The following is a 20,244-nucleotide window of genomic DNA, read 5'->3' as shown; positions in this document are numbered from 1 at the left end:
CATGATAGCTGCTCAGCAGTGATAATGGAGGGGCAAGTAAACATGGGCAATATATCAAGGGTTGCTGGTATAGTAGCGATGCTATCGGTGTTGGGTGCCATTGCAATGAGCGGCGTTTCATCGCTGTTCGGCTTCAGCGGCGGGTTACTCTTGGCTGGGCTGTTGCTTGCCATAGTGGCGATGATTAGCTGGTTTTTCGGCCGCAAGATGGACGGTCAATCCAAGGCCGCAAAAACCGGCATAGTCACCGGGTTATGTGCCTTCATTAGCGGCTTTGCCTTCTCGCTCTACGCCACGCCGGTTTCCATGGATAGCAGCGATCCGGTTGGCGGCCCAGTAGACATGGCCGCGCCTGAATAACATATGATCAGACGTTTATCCTATATCATCACTATGGCTCTAGCTCTAAGCTGTTTGTCGGTAGGTGTCAGTCATGCGGAACCTGACAATGATACCGCTTTATCCTTATATATCGGCCAATATTATCCAAGCGGTCAGGCCTATCTGGTGCCACTGACCAACGAAGAGGATGGATCAGAAGAAGCCTCTGCGCAAACCAAGACCGCGCCCAAAACTATCCAATTGGCCTCCTTCCCAAATCAGGCAGAGACACCGCCGAGCGGATCGAATTCGCAAAGCGCGAAGCGGACTGGGTATCAGGGTGATGTTTACCCGCCCTATCTCGAACATATGCCTGCCGATGATATGTGTGGCTCAAATCACCGGGTTGATCCCCAAAACCAATATCTTGATATCACACAATACCCTCCCAACATGCCGTTCACCGATTTTTTCAATCGCGGCATGCCGGATAATTGCGAACCGGAACAAATGGTCGCACAATATATGGTGCCAAATTGGGGGCGCAAATCTATCCCCGTTATCGCAGTTGCGGACATTGCGAATTTTACCGTTGACCAGAGCAATGCGGGGAAACCAAGGCCATTAACCGCCACCGAACGGGAACAGGTCGCGGCATATAAAGCCGATTATATCAAAAGCTATGAAGCGGCCTATGATGAAAATTACGATATTGGCGATATACTGTCCTTGGCCGACGCCCATATCTTGTTTGAATTAAAGCTTTCGGATGACAGGCGAAGCGTCCGTGTTTCGCATTGGCAATCTGTGTCTATCGCTGACCATCTCTATCTGGTGATCGTTGTTGATGAGTTGGTCGACGGCATAGTTATCAACACAAGCGAATACCGGCGCGCTCAAGGGGTCCTGTAAAGTGACTGATGCATTGGCACCAGACCCGTTCTGTGCATCACGCATCAAATTGTAGGCTGGCGAGGCGGGCGTAAAGGCCGCCGGCTTTGCTCAGATCGTTATGGGTGCCTTCCTCGACGATCCGGCCTTTATCCATCACGATGATCCGCTGTGCCGACCGAACGGTAGCGAGGCGGTGGGCAATGACGATGGTGGTCCGGCCCTCCATAAGCTTATCGAGCGCATCCTGCACGAGCCGTTCACTTTCCGCATCAAGCGCCGATGTAGCTTCATCCAGTAGCAATATCGGAGAATCGCGCAGCACAGCCCGGGCAATGGCAATACGTTGCCGCTGCCCGCCCGAAAGCCGCGCTCCGCCCTCACCCAAATAAGTGTCGAGCCCATCGGGCAAATCGCGCAAAAATCCTTCTGCATTGGCTTTTCGCGCGGCTTCCCAGATCATGTCGTCGCTCGCATCCCAATTGCCGTAGCGCAAATTATCGCGCGCGGATGATGCGAATAGCACCGTATCCTGCGGCACATAGGCCATGCGGACGCGGATGTCGGCGGGATCCGCACTGGTCAGGGCGACCCCGTCCATGCGCACTTGTCCGCTTTCGGGATCGTAAAAACGCTGCGCCAGTTGGAACAAGGTTGATTTGCCCGCACCTGATGGCCCGACGACCGCCACCGTTTCACCGGGGCTGACTTTCAGGGTGAAATCCTCGAGGGCCAGAACCTCTGGCCGGGTGGGATAGCGGAAATTTACACGGTCGTAGGATAGCTGCCCGCGCGGCGGCACGGGCAATGCAACGGGTTTTGCAGGCGGCGCGATATCCGGCTCCTCATTCAGCAGCTCGGCCAAGCGGCTGGATGCGCCCGCGCCGCGCACCAGATCGGCATAAACCTCGCTCAATGCGCCAAATGCGCCTGCCACAATCCCCGCCGTGATAACGAAAGCAAGGATGGACCCGCCGCTCATCGTATTGGCGCGGACCGCCTCTACGCCTTGCCATACCAGGATCGTGATCCCGCCAAAAATGAGCATGATAAACATCGCGGTCAGCGTCGCGCGCAGGAAAATACGACGCTTTGCGGTTTTGAAGCTTTCCTCAACCGCGGTGCCAAAGCGTTCGCCCTCGCGCTGCTGCTGACCAAAGGCTTGCACAATTTTCATGGCGCCCAATGTCTCGGAAACGATCGTCCCGACATCGGCAACCCGGTCCTGGCTGGTGCGGGCGACCGTTTGCAATCTGCGGCCATAGAGGATGACGGGCGTTAGCACGAGCGGAATACCGATAAGCAGGCCGCCGGTCAGCTTTGGCGCGAGCCACAGCAAATAGCCAATGCCGCCAAGCCCCAGAAAGAAATTTCGAATGGCGACCGACACGGTTGTGCCCACCACTTGTTCAATCACCGCGGTATCGGATGTCATGCGCGATGCAATTTCGGCCGGGCGGTTTTCTTCAAAAAATTTTGGCGCAAGGCGCAGCAGGTTTTTCTGCACATCAGTGCGGATGTCGGCGACAACCCGCTCCCCCAGCCAGCTGACGAAATAAAAGCGAAAGGCCGTGGCGATACCCAACACAACCGTAATCCCCATTAAGCCGTAAAAATAGGGCGTGATGTCTATATCCTGATCGATAAATCCATTATCGACAATCGCCTTGAAACTGGCGGGAATTGAGAGGGTTCCGGCAACCGCGACAATCAAGGCAAGGAGCGCGAAGACCAGCTGTTTGGGATAGGCTTTCACCCGCTCCCAAATCATCCACAGGCTGGATAGTTTCGGTTTTGCCTTTTGCTCGGTCACTGCGCGACTTTGCGTTGAATCGGCATCATCGGATGAGATCAGGCTAGCGGATGCGGAAGGAGTATCATTCATGACGCCGCTCTAGCAGGCTCACCGCTGCGTCACAATTGAACATAGGTTCAATTTTGCAATTTGTCGCTTTTCTATGGTGCAATGCACAATTTATGCCTATGTATGCAGGCTAAGAGCTTGCAGGGTCGCATCTATGCAGGCCAGAAATAGGGGCAAATAATGCTATATACAGCTTATGAAATGCAGAAAAATATACTCGCCGGTGCAGGCAAGATCGCGGGCTGGCAGGCGCAGATACTCAATAGCCCGCTCAATCCGGTCAGCTATCTGGGCGGCAGCGTCGCTGCATCTGCGCTTGACGTATTTGCCCATTCGGTTGAAATTCGCGGCAAACCCGAATTTGGATTAAACAGTGTCACCATTGACGGCACGGAATATCCGGTCGAGGAAATGGTTGAAGCGCGCAAACCGTTTGGCCAATTGAAACATTTCGTTCATGCCAAAAACCGCAACGCGCCGCGTTTGTTGATCATTGCGCCTATGTCGGGCCATTTCGCCACCTTGCTGCGCGGCACGGTTGAGCGGATGATGCCGGACCATGATGTCTGGATTACGGATTGGCGCGACGCCCGTGATGTCCCGCTTACCGGCGGGGGTTTCGATTTGGAAACCTATATTGATTATATTATTGAGTGGCTTGAATTTCTGGGCCCGGATAAGGACGGACGCGGAGCGCATTTGCTCGCGGTGTGCCAACCATCGGTGCCCGCTTATGCTGCCGCCGCGATCATGGGGCAGAAAAACCATCCGCTCGCCCCGCGCACGCTGACCATGATGGGCGGACCGATTGATACCCGTGAAGCGCCAACCGCAGTGAATGATCATGCGACCGACAAACCGCATGAATGGTTCATCCAAAATGTAATCGCCACCGTACCGCGTTACTACCGGGGTGCAGGCCGCCGCGTCTATCCCGGATTTTTGCAGCTATATAGCTTCATGTCGATGAATTTGGGCAGCCACATGACCAGCCATTGGCAAATGTTCAACCATCTGGTCGATGGCGACGGCGATGGTGCCGACAAGCATAAGGAATTTTACGACGAATATCGCAGCGTTTGCGACATGACCGCCGAATTTTACCTGCAAACGATCGATGTCGTGTTCCAGCGTCATTTACTGCCCAAGGGCGAATTTAACTATCGCGGTATGCTGGTCGACCCAGCGGCGATTACCCGCACAGCAATCATGGCGGTTGAGGGCGAGCGCGACGATATTAGCGGCATTGGTCAGACAAAGGCTGCGCTATCGCTGGCGAGCAAATTGCCGGATGAGAATAAGCATTATTATCTAGTCCCCGAAGTTGGCCATTACGGCATTTTCAATGGCAGCAAATGGCGCACAAAAATTGCGCCGGTGCTGGAAGATTGGATCCGCAAACATGATGGCAGCGCCAGTTAACCGCGCGCCATCCACCAATAGCTGATCAGGGCAATTGCGGCGGCCCATAGCAGGATAATTGCGGCGGCCCCGGCAAAACTAACGGGCCGGTCTGCGGCTGCCTCTGCTTGTTCCAATGCCCGAGCATAAATTTCGGGCGGCGTTATCCGGCGGAACAACCAAATGCCTGCCGGTATCAGCAGGGCATCATCCATCAGCCCTAGAACCGGAATAAAATCAGGGATCAGGTCAATCGGCGACAAGGCATATGCAGCGATGCAGAGCGCCAACAATCTGGGCCCTGACCCTAAGCTCGGATCGCGCGCGCATAGCCAAGTCGCATGGGCATGTAATTTCAGCTTTTTGGCTATTCTGCGAAGATTTTTCATGTCATGACGCGCTCATGGGATTGATGATCAGCGCTGTCATAGAATGCTGGCCCGTGAATGGCGAGTTTATCATCGCGCGCGGGGCAAAAACGGATGTCGATGTGCTTGTCGTTGCGGTCTGCGACGGGGACTATACCGGCATGGGTGAAAGCACAGCCATTTACTATGACGGCGAAACCGCAGGCCGGTGCCTGAATCAAGTCATGTCGGTGGCAGATCAGCTGCACGATATGGAGAGTATGACGGCGAAGCAGGCGGTGCAGTCGCTTTTGCCGCGCGGTGCGGCGCGCAATGCGCTGGACTGCGCCCTGTGGGATTTGGCGGCGCAGCAGGCCGCAATGCCGTTATGGCAATTTGCGGGCCTACCGCAGCCGAAACCCTTGCTGACCGCCTTTACCATATCGCTGGGTGAAGCTGGCGCGATGCAGGCCGATGCAGCGCGGGCGGCGGAGCAAGGCTACCGCTTGCTGAAACTGAAACTAACCGGTGATGGCGATGCCGAACGAGTGGCGGCGGTCCGCGCCGGTGCGCCCGATGCGCGGTTAATTGTCGATGCGAATGAAAGCTGGACCGGATTGGACATCGCCGCAGAGGCACAGGCGCTGGCCGATTTGGGGGTGGAGATGGTGGAGCAGCCATTGCCGCATAGTGATGACGGCGCACTGGCGCGTGTCACCGCATCCTTGCCGTTGATCGCTGATGAAAGCTGTCACGATGCGGGCGACGTGGTCCGCTGCGCCCATTTATATGACGGTATCAATATCAAACTCGACAAAGCAGGCGGCCTGACAGAAGCCATCGAAATGGCGCATCAGGCACGGGCGGCGGGCCTGAAAATTATGTCGGGTTGTATGCTGTCAACCAGCCTGGGTATCGCGCCCGCGTTTCTTTTGGCGCAGCTTGCCGACTGGGTGGATTTGGACGGCCCGGCGCTGCTCGCTGGCGACCGCGACGATGCTTTTCGTTTCGCAGACGGGATGATATTGCCGCCACTATGATATATACAGCGCCCCGATTGGAGACTGAGCGGCTCATTTTGCGCGGGCATGAACGTGCTGATTTTGAGGCTATTTTTGAAATGGGCCAAGATGCCGAGCGGACCCAATATAAAGGCGGGCCGATTACTGTTCGCTCGCTCGCTTGGGAGAAATTCCTGCGCGGTCCGGCCATGTGGGCGCTTTTGGGTTATGGCATGTGGATTGTCGAGCGGCGCAGCGACGGCACCGTGCTGGGGCAGGTGGGCTATGCCGATTTCATGCGCGATATGGACCCGCCGCTTGCCGATATTCCCGAAATGGCTTGGGTGCTGGGGCGTGCGGCGTCGGGGCCCGTTGGGCAAGGACTGGGCTATGGCAGCGAAGCGTTAGCCGCGGCGCTGCAATGGGGGGATGCGCATATGTCGGCGCGGGCCTATCAATGTATCATCAGCGACGGCAATATCCCATCGATCCGGTTGGCGCAGAAATATGGATTTCAGGAGATACGCCGGACTTTATACAAGGAATCCGAGACGATCGTGCTTGAACGCCCGCGCCCCGCCAGCCCCCCTTCTAGCCCCACGGCCAAAATCTATTCAGCCTCATAGGGTTGGCAAGTTTGCAGCGGATCACACGTCCAAATTCGCCACATTAAGCGCATTTTCGACAATGAAGTCGCGCCGTGGCTCCACCACTTCGCCCATCAATTTGGTGAAAATATCATCGGTCAAATCGGCCTGTTCAACCGTGACTTGCAACAAGGAACGATGATTGGGATCGAGCGTGGTTTCCCATAGCTGTTCCGCGTTCATTTCGCCCAAGCCTTTATAGCGCGAAATAGCCAGCCCTTTGCGCCCGGCGGCCAAAACCGCATCAAGCAACTCGGATGGCCGCGTGATGAGCGTGCCCGCACCTGTATTTGCGTCAAATTCTTCCTCAACCGCTCCATCATCGCTGGCCGCCACATTGGCAGCTTTAACCAGCCGGGAGGGTACGGAATAGCTACCGCTTTGTTCGGCGGCAAGCTTGTGCAATTTACGCGCCTCAGCGCTGGTCAGGAATGCCGGTTCGATAATGTGATGGTCGGTCACCCCGCGCCATAGCCGCTCGAAATGATAGCCGCCTTCTGCTGAAATGCGTCCGGTCCACCGGCCTTCGCTATCCTGCGCCTGCATCCACAAAGCCGCTTTTTGCACGGCATCGCTGCGATCCTGGCTATCAATCTCGCCACTATAATCGGGATTTAGGGCGCCGGTGAGCGCCATCGCTTCGATGATCGTGCTGTCATAGCGGCGCGGCACATAAGCCATCAAGCTGCGCATCCGCCGTGCATGTTCAACCAGCGCGGCCAGATCATTGCCGCTGCGCGCGCCTTCGGATGTTTCCAAAATGACACCCGAAAGACCGGTTTCGACCAAATGAGCATCGAGCGCGTTATTGTCTTTCAAATAAATCTCACTGCGTCCTTTGGCGACTTTATACAGCGGCGGCTGCGCGATATATAAATGCCCGCGTTCAATAATCTCAGGCATCTGCCGGTAGAAGAATGTCAGCAGCAAGGTGCGAATATGCGCGCCATCGACGTCAGCATCGGTCATGATCACGATCTTGTGATAGCGCAATTTTTCGATGTTAAACTCTTCGCGGCCAATGCTCGTGCCCATCGCTTGAATCAGCGTGCCGACCTCTTTGGAAGACAGCATCCGGTCAAAACGGGCTCGTTCGACATTCAGGATTTTACCCTTTAGCGGCAATATCGCTTGATAGTGACGATCGCGCCCTTGCTTTGCGCTGCCACCTGCGGAATCACCCTCGACGAGGAATAATTCAGATTTGGCGGGATCGCGTTCCTGACAATCGGCGAGTTTGCCGGGCAGCGAGGCGATGTCCATCGCGCCTTTCCGCCGGGTCAGCTCGCGCGCTTTTTTCGCGGCTTCACGGGCCGCAGCTGCATCAATCACCTTTTGGATGACCATTTTCGCATTGCCCGGATTTTCTTCCAGCCACTCGCTCATTCGGTCAGCCATCAAGCTTTCCAGCGGTTGGCGCACTTCCGATGACACCAGCTTATCCTTGGTCTGTGAGCTGAATTTTGGATCGGGGAGTTTTACCGAGACAATCGCCGTTAAACCTTCACGCATATCATCGCCGGTAAGCGACACTTTTTCTTTTTTGAGCATCCCCGATTTGTCGGCATAATTGTTGAGCGTGCGAGTCAATGCGGCCCGGAATGCCGCCAAATGCGTCCCGCCGTCGCGCTGCGGTATGTTATTGGTAAAGCACAGCACATTTTCATAATAGCTGTCATTCCATTCGAGTGCGACATCAATACCAATGCCGTCCCGCTGCGATGAAATGGCGATGGGATCGGGCAATAAAGCCGTTTTATTCCGGTCCAGAAATTTAACGAAAGCGGCAATTCCGCCTTCGTAGAAAAGATCGACCTCTTTTGTTTCTTCATGCCGTTTGTCGCGCAGGAATATCCGCACGCCGCTGTTCAAAAAGGCAAGCTCGCGGTAGCGATGTTCCAACTTGTCAAAATCAAATTCGGTGACATTTTTGAACGTGTTGGTCGAAGCCATAAAGGTCACACGCGTGCCTTTTTTGCCATCGGGCGCAGGCCCGCGCTCGACCAGCGGTCCGACACTGTCGCCATGCTCAAATCGCATCCAATATTCTTTACCATCGCGCCAGATGGTCAGCTCCAAAAATTCGGAAAGCGCATTCACCACCGACACACCGACCCCGTGCAGGCCGCCGGACACCTTATATGCATTATCATCGCTGGTATTTTCAAACTTACCGCCGGCATGCAGCTGCGTCATAATCACTTCGGCTGCCGACACGCCCTCTTCTTTATGCATATCCACCGGAATGCCGCGGCCGTTATCTTCCACGCTGACACTGCCATCCGGGTTCAGCTCAATCAGCACCAGGTCGCAATGCCCGGCAAGTGCCTCATCAATCGCATTGTCCGACACCTCAAACACCATATGATGCAGGCCAGAGCCGTCATCGGTGTCGCCAATATACATGCCGGGACGTTTGCGAACGGCATCGAGGCCCTTCAGCACTTTGATGGAATCGGCACCATATGCATTTTTATTGGGATTGGCGGCGCTATCGCCGCCGGAGCCTATTTCGTTGGTTTCATCAGTCATCGAGTTACTATAGGGAAACGGGGCGGAAAACCCAAGCAAAACGGGTATTTTTCCACAGGCTTTTATGATTGTAAAACAATGACCTGTATATTCTTTGAGGTTATGTTGCAGTGATGTAAAGAAGGCACAAAGGAAAAAAGGCCACAAAGGGGGCTGGGCTATGCTCGAGAGGGCAGAGAAACTCGCAAGTATTGCGATTGACTGCGGGTTCAAGATACACACCGAGATTGGGCCGGGTTTGCTCGAATCCGTTTATGAGCATGTGTTGGCCAGGCGGCTGGAGCAGCGCGGGTTAAGGGTTGACCGGCAAAAGCCGGTCGGTATCAACATTGATGGTATAAGCTATCCGGATGCGTTTCGGTATGATCTTTTGATCGAAGACACTTTGTTGATTGAAGTGAAGTCGATTGAAAAGCTGGGTCCTATTCCTGTGAAGCAAACACTAACTTATATCCGGTTGATGCAGCTCCCTTTGGGTCTAGTATTCAATTTTGGAAGCGAAACTTTCCGGCAGGGAATAAGGCGCATCATGAACAATATTGCATAGAAATATTCCTCGCGCCTTTTTTTCTTCGTGCCTTTTTTACAAAATATGGCACTATCCTCAAGCTTGAGAGGAGAGAATAATTTGCAGGAATATCCAGTTACCATGACGATCGCGCTGCCGTTGCTTACAGGGTGTAGCAAGACGGCAGTGAGGGCTTCGGCGCGGATTGTAAGGAAACGCTTGCCTTGGTTGGCCGCAATATCCCGCCCAACAGCGTGCAATAACTTATGACCACCAATCCAATCGAATATCTCGAAGAGCCTTATGGCGATTTCTCCGCGCTGATTGCTGCGCATGGCGAACAGCGCGAGAGCCAAATTGCGCTGGATGATGGCGATGAAAAGCTGACTTGGGGGCAGGTTGATGCCTTGACTGCGCGCATCGCGGCGCAGTTGCAGGCGGACGGGCTGCAAAAAGGGCAGGCGGTCGCCATTCTCGGCACCACCACGGTGCATTATGCGCTCGCCTATCTGGCCGCGATCCGCGCAGGGGGATGCGCCGCGCCGCTGACCACCAGCGCCGCGCCGCAGCAATTAGAGGCGATGATGGCGGATTCGGGTGCGGTCCATCTCTTCATCGATGCCGCCAAGTTGGCCGATATGGCGGGGCGGACAATCGCGCCGAAACATATCATCATGCTGGACGGTGCGCAGGGTGATCACCCCGATTATCGCTGCTGGATGGCGGCACAGGGCGCAGCGCCCGCTGACCCGGATTGCACCGCCGACGACCCGTTCAACATCATTTACAGCTCCGGCACCACGGGCACGCCAAAGGGCATTGTCCATTCACGGCAAATGCGCTGGCGGCAATATGCGGGGCAGCCGCATTTCGGGGTGGCGGGGCAGGCCACGATGCTGTCCACGCCGCTTTATTCGAACACCACTTTGGGGCTGTTCCTGCCGACAATGGCCTATGGCGGCACCGCGCTATTGATGAAGAAATTTGACGTGAAGGGCTGGCTGCAACGCGCCGCCGCGGCCCGCGCGACGCATACGATGCTGGTGCCCGTCCAATATAAGCGCCTGATGGAATATCCGCAGTTTGATGATTATGATCTGTCGGCGATGCAGCTGAAATATTGCACTAGCGCGCCGTTCAGCGCGGAGCTAAAGGCCGAGGTGCTGGAGCGCATGCCGGGCGGACTGGTCGAGATTTATTCGATGACCGAGGGCGGCGTGGTGTGCCTGCTGCTGGCACATGAGCATCCCGACAAGCTGCACACCGTGGGCGTGCCGTGGGGCGGCAGCGAGGTTTTTACGATTGATGAAGAAGGCCGCCGCCTGCCCGATGGAGAAATTGGCGAGCTGGTCGGGCGGTCGCGCACGATGATGAACGGATATCAGAACCAGCCCGAAAAAACGCGAGACGCGAGCTGGTTCGATGCAGACGGCAGCCGCTGGCAACGCATGGGCGACATTGGCCGCGTTGATGCCGATGGCTTTATCGAGCTGCTCGGCCGGTCAAAGGATATGATTATTTCGGGCGGGTTTAATATCTACCCGGTCGATCTGGAAAATGTGCTGATGGAGCACCCCGATGTTGCCGAGGCCGCAGTCATTGGCGTCGAATCCGACCGCTGGGGCGAAACGCCCTTGGGCTTTGTCGTCGCGCAAAAGGGCGCGGCGCTTGATACAGATGAAGTGCTTGCGGCGACCAACGCCAAGCTAGGCAAAACGCAGCGCCTCTCCGCGTTGCACGTCATCGAAGAAATGCCGCGCAGCCATATCGGGAAATTGCTAAAGACCGAGCTCAGGGAGATGGCCTTAAATAAGGTGACCTGATTTTACTGGCAATGGCGGAGTCATGTGATAATATTACCTTCTGACAGAGGGATGAGATATATGAACCAATTCGGGTACCGGCACCTCGTGCTGATTTGCTTGCTTTTTTTGGTCTTGAATTTGTCAACAACGGCGCTCGCGGGCGACGGGGCTATGGCCAACCCTAACCTGACAGCGGAAATTGACGGTATAGACAGCGAGGAAACCCGAAGCGACATGCTGCGCTTCAGCGAATTTACGCTGGATATGAAAGCACAGGGCAATGTTGCGGATGCCGAATTGACGGTGACTATCGTAAATCCCAGTGAAAATGAGCTGGAGGCACAGCTGGCCTTTCATTTGCCCAAGGGGGCTGCGGTGACCGGCTATGCCATTGACCTCGAAGATCCAGATGAAGCCGCGAAAGGCCTGCTGATCGACGGGGTATTGCTGGAGGAAAAAAAGGCAAGGACTGCGTATGAAAATCAGGTGCGCGGTGAAGTGGACCCCGGTCTGGCTCAGGTTTCGCGGGCCGGAATTTTTACAACCAGCATTTATCCAGTAAATGAAGATGGCGGCACGCGAAGAATGCGCCTCAAATTCTCATTTGCTATTGGTCCCGATTTCAACTGGCCGATAATGCTTGCGCAAAAGGCGGACAAATGGGCGATCAATCTCGAACTGAACGGGCTCAAAAAACCGCCAGTCGCCTCACTGCCAAATGGCATCCAATTCAAGCGCTCCGGAATAGACGGCTATACTGCCCAGATTTCTGGCGCGAACAGTGTTATCGAAGGGGCGATACGCCTATCGGAGCTTCATCCTTCCGATGTGCTGATCAGCAGGCATAAATCAGGCGATGAAATTGTGCATCTTTCAGGGCCGCTTCCCAAGGCCGGAGTAAAGGCGCAGCGGCCCGAATTAGTCCGCGTCTATTGGGACAAAAGCCTTTCGCGCAACCAGGGCAATGTGCCCATGGAACGCAAGCTGGCGGTTGATGCTATATCCGCTTTAAACCCTGCGGGGATTGAATTTATTGCCTTTGACGCCGATGCGGTGGAAATTTCTGGACAGGCCGATAGCGCGGCATTGGGTAATGAATTGGACGCCGTCCGCTACAGCGGCGGTAGCGGGCTTGGCGCGCTTGCCAAGAACCAGCCCGAAGCAGAGGCTGAAATCTGCCTGATGTTTTATGATGGCCTGGCAACAGTAGACCGCAAGGCTGAATTTGACCCCAATTGCCGCCTGCATATTTTTAGCAGTGTTCCCGCGGCAAATACGGCGCGCCTGTCGGCGATGGCGCGGCAATATGGCGGACAATTTCATGCCATAGCCAGCAATGGCGATTTGGCGGCGGTTATTGCCAAGCTAACTTCGGGCAGGCCGATATTGCAGGCGATACGGGGGGAACGGGGAAAGGCATTGCCCTTTATCACATTGCCCGCGCCCGATGGGTATTGGGCTGCTGTTATCAAGTCGCAGCGTGATACGAAACTTGATGTCAGGCTGGCTGCGGGCGGCAAACGCTTTCGCCGGCAAATCCCGCTCGATGCAAGTGCAGAAAGCTATGACGGGGCGGGCGCACTATGGGCAAAATCGGAACTGGCGCTGCGTGATGATGGCATAGACCGCAAGGCCTTTCTGGAATTTGCACGCCGATATTCGGTCGAATATCCAGGGCTTAGCTTTCTTGTTCTTGAAGACCCGGATGATTATGTCCGCAACGACATTGCCCCGCCAGGCAGCTATCCTAAAGAAATGCTCTCCGACTTTCGTGAGGCGCGCAAAGACGCAGACGAAGAAATCCGTGAAGAGAGGGAGGAACGCTTTGCCAATCTGCTCAAAGACTGGGAAGAACTGAAAGAATGGTGGGCAGAGGAATATGACGAGGAAGACTGGAAATTCGCCAGTAAGAAAAGACGCAATAATCCTGAAAATGATACCGATGGCTATGCATTGGAAGACGCAGCCGATGCAGCTGCTGAGGGAGCGCCTCTACCGCCATCTCCGCCGCCGCCGCCTCCAGCGGGAGTAATACAATCTTCGATAGTTGCAGAAGATATCGCAGCGGCGGAACAAGAACCCGCATTTCCCGGCGGGGGTCGCGGTGGTTATTATGGTGATGACCATGACGTTGTTATAGTAACAGGCACCCGAATTGATCCGAAAATTGATGTCAAAATTGACGCGTGGCAGCCCGACCGCCCTTATTTGAAGGCGCTGGATGCTGCAGGCGATGATTATGCCGCTGCTTTCCTGATTGAAGAGAAAAAGCATGGCAGCCTGCCCGCATTCTATCTGGATGTATCACGCTGGCACGCCGAAAATGGCCGCGATCTGCAGGCACAGCAGACTTTGCTTTCTGCATTAGAATTGCCAGTGGCCAATGATGAAACGATGCTGATTGTGGCGCAAAGGCTGCTGCGCTTCGGGCAGCATGACCGGGCCATTGACCTGCTGGATTATCTCGCCGCGCGGCAGCAATTCCTGCCCCAGCCCAAACGGCACTTGGCCCTTGCACTTTTGAAACGCGCCCGCATGGCGGAAAGCAGAAACGCAAAAGACGATTATGAACGCGCCATCGCGCTGCTCTATGACATTGCCGTCAATCCGGTTCGCGACGGAGATGAAGGGATTGATCTGGTTTCACTGGTCGAGGCGAATGCCGCACTGTCCGCGGCAAAAAGCACAGGAGCCAAGATTGAAATGGATGAACGGTTGGTGGCGTCGCTTGATACCGATGTCCGCGTTGTTATCGATTGGACCACCGAGAGTACTGATCTGGACCTGTGGGTCATCGAACCGACGGGCGAGAAAGCCTATTATAGTAATCGAAGCACCAGCATAGGCGGGCATATGTCGGATGACATGACCGATGGCTACGGACCTGAGGAATATATGATCCGCCGGGCGATGCCGGGAGATTATCAAGTGCGTGCGCATGTCTATTCCTCAGACAGGATTAACCCCAATGGTGTGTCCATCTTGACTGCACGGTTGATCCGCAATTTCGGAAGGCCTGGCGAGAGTGAAGAATATGTTGATATTGAGCTGGGCAAGCCGTTGCCGCGCGATCCAGACGCTGACCCTGAGCAGGATAATGATGATGAGGAAGAAGACAAAAAGGTCGGTGTTATAACCGTCGCCAAGCCGGAATAATGGGAGTGCCTTTTATTTTCCTGATGCAGCGATCCGCGCCACCACATCATCGCGCACGGCGGGCGTCACGAATTTGCTGATATCACCGCCATAGAGTGCGATTTCCTTCACCAGCCGAGATGCAATGGGTTGTAGCGACACGTCGGCCATCAGGAATATCGTTTCCACGCGGTCATTGAGCTGCCGGTTCATGCCCGTCAGCTGATACTCATATTCGAAATCGGTCACGCCGCGAATACCGCGCAGGATTACGCCCGCCCCTTGCGCATCGGCAAAGTCCATCAGCAGCGAGTTGAAACCAACGACTTCGATATTGGAGCTGCCTAATGCCGCAATTTCGCGTTTTACCATGGCGATGCGTTCATCATCGGAAAACATGGGCGATTTTGCGATATTGGTGGTGACCCCGATTATCAACCGGTCAACCAGCTTTGCCCCGCGTGTGATGATGTCCATATGCCCCAGCGTGATGGGATCAAATGTCCCGGGATATACGCCAATCCGTTCTTTCATATCCGCCCCCTTTAATGATCGCGTTCCAGCACATAACGGGCAATCGCGCGCAGCAAATCGGCCTCTTTGCCATAAGCAGACAGATGCTCCATTGCTTGGTTGACGAGCATCGCCGCCTGTTCTTTTGCGCGGTCCAATCCCATGAGCGACAGGAACGTCGCTTTGCCTGCTTCGGCGTCTTTATACAGCGCTTTTCCGGCCAATTCCGGGTCGCCCTCCACGTCCAATATGTCATCGGCAATTTGGAAAGCGAGCCCAACATCCCGGGCATAGCCGCGCAAATGCGTGCGTCCGGCGGCAGGGACATGGCCCAAAATCGCGCCCATTTCCACGCTGGCGCTGATCAGGGCGCCGGTTTTCAACGCTTGCAAACGGGTTACGGTGGGCAGGTCGAAATTGGCCTTTTCCGCCTCCAAATCCATCATTTGCCCGCCGGCCATCCCGTCAGGACCGCTGGCCTGTGCCAGACACAGGATCAACTCGCTGCGCACAAACGGGTCAGCATGGGTCGCGGGGTCGGCCAATATTTCAAAAGCGAGCGCGTGCAGGCTATCCCCCGCCAGCACAGCCGCCGCCTCTCCAAATGCGCGGTGGACGGTGGGTTTGCCCCGCCGCATTTCATCATCATCCATGCAAGGCAGGTCATCATGGATCAGCGAATAAACATGGATCGCCTCAACCGCCGCTGCGACACGCAGTGCAACGTCCCGCTCGACATGAAATAGGCTCGCCGTCGCAACCAGAAGCAATGGCCGTAACCGCTTGCCACCGCCAATCGCCGCATGACGCATCGCTTCGTATAAGGGCGCGCGGGCATCGCCTGGAATTTGCAGCAAGCTATCAAATTCGGCGTCAATTTCGCCTGCGATCTGATCAATGGCGGACAATAGGTCGGCGGTCGTCAGCGGCGGCGATGGCGGCGATGTCATCGCGTCAGTCCTGATCGAACGGCTCTGTGCCAACCGGCGTGCCGCCCGCGCCCAGGCTGATCGCCTCAATTTTCGCTTTGGCTGCTTCGAGCCGTTTCTGGCATAATTCTCTCAGCGCATTTCCGCGTTCATAAAGCGCAATGGATTCGTCCAGTGGCGCTTCCCCGCTTTCCAGCTTATGGACTATCGCTTCCAGCGCTTTCAACGCCTCTTCAAAATTCAACGCCTGATCGGCGGATTGTGCATCGTCATTCATGGCGCACAGCTTTGGCGCGGCCATGCACGGCGGTCAAGCTTTTCAGCGAAGAGCCTGCAAAAGCGGCTGTGCCTGCGGAACGTCCATGCTGCCGATTTTGGCTTCACAATGAATATCGGTGCCGCTAAACGTCCGGGACTATGAAAAAAACTCTCTTCCTGATCGCCCCCGTTGCTTTGCTAGCTCTTGCAGCATGTAACAAAACCGAAACCCCCGCCGAAGGCGAAACCGAAACCGCTACGGCTGAACCCGCTGCGCCGATTGAGATGCCGCCGCCGATTACTGCGTCGGACACATATCGCTGTGCCGATAATACCATCCTTTATGTTGATTTTCTGGGTGAGAATGTTGCCGCAGACATTCGCATCGGCGACAAAACGGCCAGCGCAATTCGCGTGAGCCAGCCCAAAGCAGAAGTGCCCGCAGCAGGTGAAGCGTCAAGCGCGCCGGCTGCTCCCGAAGCAGAAGCCGCCGCTGGACCCTTGAAATCGGACGATGGCGAAGCATCGCTGTCAGGCAGCGGTAAGCAGATAAATGTGAAATTGCCCGGCAAAGGCGCGCAAACCTGCAAAGGCGCATAAGCTCAATCTATCCTATAATGAATATCGCAGGGGTCGGCTGGTCCGGCCCCTTTCTTTTTGCCCAAAAGCGGCTAGGCTGATCGCTCACAGCATAGAGGAGCGCGCAAATGTTCATTGGTCATTATGCTCCGGCGCTTATTGCGGCGGCCCATCCAAAGGCGCCGCGACTGGGCGTAACCTTCATTGCTGCGCAATTGGTCGACCTGGCTTTCTTCGCTTTTGTCCTGACCGGCACCGAAAAAATGCGGGTAACGCCGGGGCTGACCGAAATGAGCCCGCTGGATTTCTACCATATGCCGTATACGCACAGCCTCGCCGGCGGCATTATTTTCGCGGCGGTCATGGCATGGGTGATCTATTATTTTTCTCGCAGCGCAGCAGCAGCGATCATCGGCGGCGCGGTTGTTGTGTCACACTGGTTTGTCGATCTGCTTGTCCATGCTCCCGATCTGACCTTATTTGGCGGCCCGCCAAAACTGGGCTTGGCGCTGTGGGATTACCCGCTGATCGAAATGCCGCTGGAGCTTGGCATTACCGGAGCAGCGCTCGGATATTATTACACAAAAGTGAGGGCGAGGGACGGCGCGTGGGTCGGCGGCGTGATTAAAAAACCGCTATTGTCGCTGGGCGGCGTGATGCTGGTGCTGCAACTGTATAGCTGGTTGTCCTCCGAACCTGCGGAGGTTGGCCTGGCGTTGCCGCTGACGGCGCTGGCTGCCTATGGTTTATTCATCTGGCTTGCCTTCCGCGTGGACTGGGCGCGCCGCCAAGAAAATTGAATGCGCCGCTGCGCGAAATGGGTCTAGGCTTGAACTAAAATGGCCGCTAAAGGCGGGGTCATGTCAGACATTAAATCCCAAATCACCCCTCAGGTCGTTGCCGAACATGGCCTGAATGAAGAAGAATATGCGCGCATCCTAGCCGCCATGGGACGTGAGCCCAATTTGGTTGAGCTCGGGATATTCTCGGTCATGTGGTCGGAGCATTGTTCTTACAAAAGCTCGCGTATCCATTTGGCAAAGCTGCCAACCGAAGGGCCACAGGTCATTTGCGGCCCCGGCGAAAACGCGGGCGTCATCGACATTGGCGAAGGGCCGAATGGGCAAAAGCTGGCGGCGATTTTCAAAATGGAATCGCATAATCACCCGTCCTACATTGAACCTTATCAGGGTGCGGCGACCGGCGTGGGCGGCATCTTGCGCGATGTGTTTACCATGGGCGCGCGCCCAGTGGCGAATCTGAACGCGCTGCGTTTCGGAAGCCCTGACCATCCCAAGATGAAGCATCTGGTGCAGGGCGTGGTGGCCGGGATCGGCGGCTATGGCAATTGCGTCGGCGTGCCAACTGTGGGCGGCGAAACCAATTTTGATCCGGCCTATGATGGCAATATTCTGGTCAATGCAATGACGGTGGGCGTTGCCGATCAGGACAAGATTTTCTATTCCGCCGCCACCGGTGTGGGCAATCCGATTGTATATGTGGGCAGCAAGACGGGCCGCGACGGCATTCACGGTGCGACTATGGCCTCGGCCGATTTTGCCGATGATGCCGAGGCGAAACGCCCAACGGTGCAAGTCGGCGACCCGTTCACCGAAAAGCTGCTGATTGAGGCGTGCCTGGAGCTGATGGCGACCGATGCGATTGTGGCTATTCAGGATATGGGTGCGGCAGGGCTGACTTCGTCGAGCGTTGAAATGGCGACCAATGGCAAAACCGGCATCCGGCTCGACATGAATAAAGTGCCGCAGCGCGAAGAGGGCATGACGCCTTATGAAATGATGCTGTCGGAAAGCCAGGAACGGATGCTGATGGTGCTGAAACCCGGCAAGGAAGCGATGGCCGAGGCAATCTTCCAAAAATGGGAGCTGGATTTTGCTGTCATAGGCGAGGTGACCGATACGCAGCATATGGTCCTTGAGTGGAACGGTGAAGTAGTATGTGACATTCCGCTTGGTCCGCTGGCTTCCGATGCGCCGAAATATGACCGGCCTTCGATGTCCAAAGAAGAGTATAAAGCATGGGCGAATGTGAAACCGCTGGACCCGGCTACTATCCCAGAAAGCACCGACATTGGTGCGGATCTGCTGAAGCTAATGGCTAGTCCCGCGCTCGCCAGCCGCGCATGGATTTGGCAGCAATATGACAGCCAGGTTGGCGCGGACACGGCGCAGCTTTCGGGCGGTGATGCGGCGGTGGTGCGTATCCACGGCACCAACCGGGCGCTGGCGATGAGCACCGATTGCACGCCGCGCTATTGCTATGCCGACCCCTATGAAGGCGGCAAGCAAGCCGTGGCGGAAACCTACCGCAATATCTGCGCGGTCGGCGCAAAGCCGCTGGCGATTACTAATTGCCTGAATTTCGCCAACCCCGAACGCCCCGAAATTATGGCGCAGTTCACCGGCTGCCTCGAAGGCATGGCCGACGCCTGCCGCGCGCTCGATTACCCCATCGTGTCGGGCAATGTGTCGCTGTATAATGAAAGCAAGGCGACCGGCGGAGGGAGCGCAATTTTGCCAACGCCTGCGATTGGCGGCGTCGGCGTGCTCGAAGATGTAGCCAAAATGGCGACCATCGGTTTTAAGGCCGAGGGCGAGCATATCGGCCTGATTGGCGGGCGCGGCACGCACATGGGCCAGAGCCTGTGGCTGAGCACTTTGCATGACCGCAAAGAAGGCGCGCCGCCTGCGGTCGATCTGGCGGCCGAGCGGCTGCATGCCGAAATTATGCGCGATCTGATTGCCGCCGGGCTGGTGACGGCGGTGCATGATCTGTCCGATGGTGGGCTTGCGGTGGCGCTGGCGGAAATGGCGCTGGCCAGCGGCATTGGCGCGGAAGTTTATGACATGAAAGACGCTGGCCTTGCCGGGCGCTGGTTTGGCGAGGATCAGGGCCGCTATCTGTTCACGGTTACTGACCGGCAAGCCGCGATGGCAATGATTGCCGGGCGCGCCAATGTCGATTGGATTGGGGTTACCGGGCGCGACAATATGCAAGCCGGCGGGCAGGATATTTTCTTCAGCTTGACCGCGCCAGCCACTCATGCGGTTGAGCTTGGCACTTCGGTGTCGCTGGCTGACCTCAGCGCTGCGCATGAAAGCTTTTTCAAGGACTGGATGGAGAGCTGACCCAAAGGACCTGATATGGCGCATTGGGTGCAATTTTTGCTCCATTACAGCGGCCATTGGATCGTGCCCTTTGGCATCGCGTGGATGATCTGGCGCACACGGCCGGGGACGCAATGGCGCGCCGCGGGTCTTTATATGATCGCGGCCAATTTAATCGACCTCGACCATCTGCTCGCCACACCGATATTTGATCCCGGCAGATGCAGCATCGGATTCCACCCGCTGCATACCATCTGGGCGGCGCTGGCCTATGCCGCGTTGCTCGCCATACCGTCGTGGAAATGGCGCGCCTTTATGCTCGGATGTTTATGGCATCTCGCGGTGGATAGCGGCGATTGCGGGATGCAGATATTATCTGCGTGAT

The 20,244-nt window shown here is 55.9% G+C and carries 18 protein-coding genes; 12 read left to right on the top strand and 6 right to left on the bottom strand.

What is annotated here, in order from left to right:
* Nucleotides 1-42: 42 nt before the first annotated feature.
* On the top strand, nucleotides 43-360 hold the full coding sequence (locus ACFOWX_RS11920) for a hypothetical protein (RefSeq protein WP_381424392.1): 318 nt from the start codon (nucleotides 43-45) through the stop codon (nucleotides 358-360).
* A 3-nt stretch (nucleotides 361-363) separates the two neighbouring features.
* A complete protein-coding gene (locus ACFOWX_RS11915; protein WP_381424390.1) occupies nucleotides 364-1,233 on the top strand; it encodes a hypothetical protein in 870 nt (289 codons plus the stop codon).
* 37 nt (nucleotides 1,234-1,270) lie between these two features.
* Here the strand turns inward: ACFOWX_RS11915 and ACFOWX_RS11910 are convergent, their stop codons facing one another.
* A complete protein-coding gene (locus ACFOWX_RS11910) occupies nucleotides 1,271-3,097 on the bottom strand; it encodes an ABC transporter transmembrane domain-containing protein (protein ID WP_381424388.1) in 1,827 nt (608 codons plus the stop codon).
* A 159-nt stretch (nucleotides 3,098-3,256) separates the two neighbouring features.
* Here ACFOWX_RS11910 and ACFOWX_RS11905 point away from each other — a divergent pair, with 159 nt between their 5' ends.
* On the top strand, nucleotides 3,257-4,498 hold the full coding sequence (locus ACFOWX_RS11905; protein WP_381424386.1) for a polyhydroxyalkanoate depolymerase: 1,242 nt from the start codon (nucleotides 3,257-3,259) through the stop codon (nucleotides 4,496-4,498).
* Here the strand turns inward: ACFOWX_RS11905 and ACFOWX_RS11900 are convergent.
* A complete protein-coding gene (locus ACFOWX_RS11900) occupies nucleotides 4,495-4,866 on the bottom strand; it encodes a YkvA family protein (protein WP_381424384.1) in 372 nt (123 codons plus the stop codon). The genes ACFOWX_RS11905 and ACFOWX_RS11900 overlap by 4 nt on opposite strands.
* Nucleotides 4,867-4,880: 14 nt before the next feature.
* Between ACFOWX_RS11900 and ACFOWX_RS11895 the strand changes: the two genes are divergently transcribed.
* Both ACFOWX_RS11895 and ACFOWX_RS11890 read left to right on the top strand, forming a co-directional pair.
* The gene (locus ACFOWX_RS11895; protein WP_381424382.1) at nucleotides 4,881-5,864 is read left to right on the top strand and encodes a dipeptide epimerase; all 984 of its coding nucleotides are present in this window, start codon (nucleotides 4,881-4,883) and stop codon (nucleotides 5,862-5,864) included.
* Nucleotides 5,861-6,451, top strand: a complete 591-nt coding sequence (locus ACFOWX_RS11890; protein WP_381424379.1) for a GNAT family N-acetyltransferase — start codon at nucleotides 5,861-5,863, stop codon at nucleotides 6,449-6,451. Before ACFOWX_RS11895 ends, ACFOWX_RS11890 begins: the two co-directional genes overlap by 4 nt.
* A gap of 21 nt (nucleotides 6,452-6,472) precedes the next feature.
* Here ACFOWX_RS11890 and gyrB read toward each other — a convergent pair whose 3' ends face one another.
* Entirely contained in the window at nucleotides 6,473-9,004 is a 2,532-nt protein-coding gene (gene gyrB, locus ACFOWX_RS11885; RefSeq protein WP_381424377.1) for a DNA topoisomerase (ATP-hydrolyzing) subunit B, read from the bottom strand.
* A 160-nt stretch (nucleotides 9,005-9,164) separates the two neighbouring features.
* Between gyrB and ACFOWX_RS11880 the strand changes: the two genes are divergently transcribed.
* The 3 genes from ACFOWX_RS11880 (at nucleotide 9,165) to ACFOWX_RS11870 (ending at nucleotide 14,473) form a co-directional block, all read left to right on the top strand.
* Nucleotides 9,165-9,551: a GxxExxY protein gene (locus ACFOWX_RS11880; protein ID WP_381424375.1), complete on the top strand. Its 387-nt coding sequence runs from the start codon at nucleotides 9,165-9,167 to the stop codon at nucleotides 9,549-9,551.
* Between the two features lie 227 nt (nucleotides 9,552-9,778).
* Nucleotides 9,779-11,335: a class I adenylate-forming enzyme family protein gene (locus ACFOWX_RS11875; protein ID WP_381424373.1), complete on the top strand. Its 1,557-nt coding sequence runs from the start codon at nucleotides 9,779-9,781 to the stop codon at nucleotides 11,333-11,335.
* A gap of 153 nt (nucleotides 11,336-11,488) precedes the next feature.
* Entirely contained in the window at nucleotides 11,489-14,473 is a 2,985-nt protein-coding gene (locus tag ACFOWX_RS11870; RefSeq protein WP_381424370.1) for a VIT domain-containing protein, read from the top strand.
* Between the two features lie 12 nt (nucleotides 14,474-14,485).
* Here ACFOWX_RS11870 and coaD read toward each other — a convergent pair whose 3' ends face one another.
* Genes coaD through ACFOWX_RS11855 form a run of 3 tightly spaced genes read right to left on the bottom strand, consistent with a single transcriptional unit; the run spans nucleotide 14,486 to nucleotide 16,171 of the window.
* Nucleotides 14,486-14,986, bottom strand: coding sequence for a pantetheine-phosphate adenylyltransferase (gene coaD, locus ACFOWX_RS11865; RefSeq protein ID WP_381424367.1), 501 nt, complete (start codon nucleotides 14,984-14,986; stop codon nucleotides 14,486-14,488).
* Nucleotides 14,987-14,997: 11 nt separating this feature from the next.
* A complete protein-coding gene (locus tag ACFOWX_RS11860) occupies nucleotides 14,998-15,915 on the bottom strand; it encodes a polyprenyl synthetase family protein (RefSeq protein ID WP_381424365.1) in 918 nt (305 codons plus the stop codon).
* A 4-nt stretch (nucleotides 15,916-15,919) separates the two neighbouring features.
* Complete coding sequence (locus ACFOWX_RS11855; RefSeq protein WP_381424363.1) at nucleotides 15,920-16,171, bottom strand: exodeoxyribonuclease VII small subunit; 252 nt, start codon at nucleotides 16,169-16,171, stop codon at nucleotides 15,920-15,922.
* Nucleotides 16,172-16,311: 140 nt separating this feature from the next.
* On the opposite strand from ACFOWX_RS11855, the gene ACFOWX_RS11850 reads away from it, so the two are divergent.
* From ACFOWX_RS11850 to ACFOWX_RS11835, 4 genes are all read left to right on the top strand, one after another.
* Nucleotides 16,312-16,752, top strand: coding sequence for a hypothetical protein (locus ACFOWX_RS11850; protein ID WP_381424361.1), 441 nt, complete (start codon nucleotides 16,312-16,314; stop codon nucleotides 16,750-16,752).
* 107 nt (nucleotides 16,753-16,859) lie between these two features.
* Complete coding sequence (locus tag ACFOWX_RS11845) at nucleotides 16,860-17,531, top strand: hypothetical protein (RefSeq protein ID WP_381424359.1); 672 nt, start codon at nucleotides 16,860-16,862, stop codon at nucleotides 17,529-17,531.
* Nucleotides 17,532-17,591: 60 nt separating this feature from the next.
* The gene (gene purL, locus ACFOWX_RS11840) at nucleotides 17,592-19,880 is read left to right on the top strand and encodes a phosphoribosylformylglycinamidine synthase subunit PurL (protein ID WP_381424357.1); all 2,289 of its coding nucleotides are present in this window, start codon (nucleotides 17,592-17,594) and stop codon (nucleotides 19,878-19,880) included.
* 15 nt (nucleotides 19,881-19,895) lie between these two features.
* Nucleotides 19,896-20,243, top strand: coding sequence for a DUF6122 family protein (locus ACFOWX_RS11835; protein ID WP_381424355.1), 348 nt, complete (start codon nucleotides 19,896-19,898; stop codon nucleotides 20,241-20,243).
* Nucleotide 20,244: the final 1 nt, after the last annotated feature.

The sequence above is a fragment of the Sphingorhabdus arenilitoris genome (assembly GCF_042651485.1).
In the GTDB taxonomy this organism is placed as follows: Bacteria; Pseudomonadota; Alphaproteobacteria; order Sphingomonadales; family Sphingomonadaceae; genus Sphingorhabdus_B; species Sphingorhabdus_B arenilitoris.
Note: the sequence above shows the minus strand (reverse complement) of the source record. Positions and strands in the feature narration are given on the sequence as shown.

What these genes read in the sequence shown, in the direction of transcription:
- ACFOWX_RS11915 (WP_381424390.1), top strand. Translation starts at nt 364, where the DNA reads ATGATCAGACGTTTATCCTATATCATCACTATGGCTCTAGCTCTAAGC.
- ACFOWX_RS11870 (WP_381424370.1), top strand. Translation starts at nt 11,489, where the DNA reads ATGGCCAACCCTAACCTGACAGCGGAAATTGACGGTATAGACAGCGAG.
- ACFOWX_RS11845 (WP_381424359.1), top strand. Translation starts at nt 16,860, where the DNA reads ATGTTCATTGGTCATTATGCTCCGGCGCTTATTGCGGCGGCCCATCCA.
- ACFOWX_RS11835 (WP_381424355.1), top strand. Translation starts at nt 19,896, where the DNA reads ATGGCGCATTGGGTGCAATTTTTGCTCCATTACAGCGGCCATTGGATC.
- ACFOWX_RS11910 (WP_381424388.1), bottom strand. Translation starts at nt 3,097, where the DNA reads ATGAATGATACTCCTTCCGCATCCGCTAGCCTGATCTCATCCGATGAT.
- ACFOWX_RS11880 (WP_381424375.1), top strand. Translation starts at nt 9,165, where the DNA reads ATGCTCGAGAGGGCAGAGAAACTCGCAAGTATTGCGATTGACTGCGGG.
- purL (WP_381424357.1), top strand. Translation starts at nt 17,592, where the DNA reads ATGTCAGACATTAAATCCCAAATCACCCCTCAGGTCGTTGCCGAACAT.
- gyrB (WP_381424377.1), bottom strand. Translation starts at nt 9,004, where the DNA reads ATGACTGATGAAACCAACGAAATAGGCTCCGGCGGCGATAGCGCCGCC.
- ACFOWX_RS11895 (WP_381424382.1), top strand. Translation starts at nt 4,881, where the DNA reads ATGGGATTGATGATCAGCGCTGTCATAGAATGCTGGCCCGTGAATGGC.
- ACFOWX_RS11905 (WP_381424386.1), top strand. Translation starts at nt 3,257, where the DNA reads ATGCTATATACAGCTTATGAAATGCAGAAAAATATACTCGCCGGTGCA.
- ACFOWX_RS11890 (WP_381424379.1), top strand. Translation starts at nt 5,861, where the DNA reads ATGATATATACAGCGCCCCGATTGGAGACTGAGCGGCTCATTTTGCGC.
- ACFOWX_RS11875 (WP_381424373.1), top strand. Translation starts at nt 9,779, where the DNA reads ATGACCACCAATCCAATCGAATATCTCGAAGAGCCTTATGGCGATTTC.
- ACFOWX_RS11855 (WP_381424363.1), bottom strand. Translation starts at nt 16,171, where the DNA reads ATGAATGACGATGCACAATCCGCCGATCAGGCGTTGAATTTTGAAGAG.
- ACFOWX_RS11920 (WP_381424392.1), top strand. Translation starts at nt 43, where the DNA reads ATGGGCAATATATCAAGGGTTGCTGGTATAGTAGCGATGCTATCGGTG.
- ACFOWX_RS11900 (WP_381424384.1), bottom strand. Translation starts at nt 4,866, where the DNA reads ATGAAAAATCTTCGCAGAATAGCCAAAAAGCTGAAATTACATGCCCAT.
- coaD (WP_381424367.1), bottom strand. Translation starts at nt 14,986, where the DNA reads ATGAAAGAACGGATTGGCGTATATCCCGGGACATTTGATCCCATCACG.
- ACFOWX_RS11860 (WP_381424365.1), bottom strand. Translation starts at nt 15,915, where the DNA reads ATGACATCGCCGCCATCGCCGCCGCTGACGACCGCCGACCTATTGTCC.
- ACFOWX_RS11850 (WP_381424361.1), top strand. Translation starts at nt 16,312, where the DNA reads ATGAAAAAAACTCTCTTCCTGATCGCCCCCGTTGCTTTGCTAGCTCTT.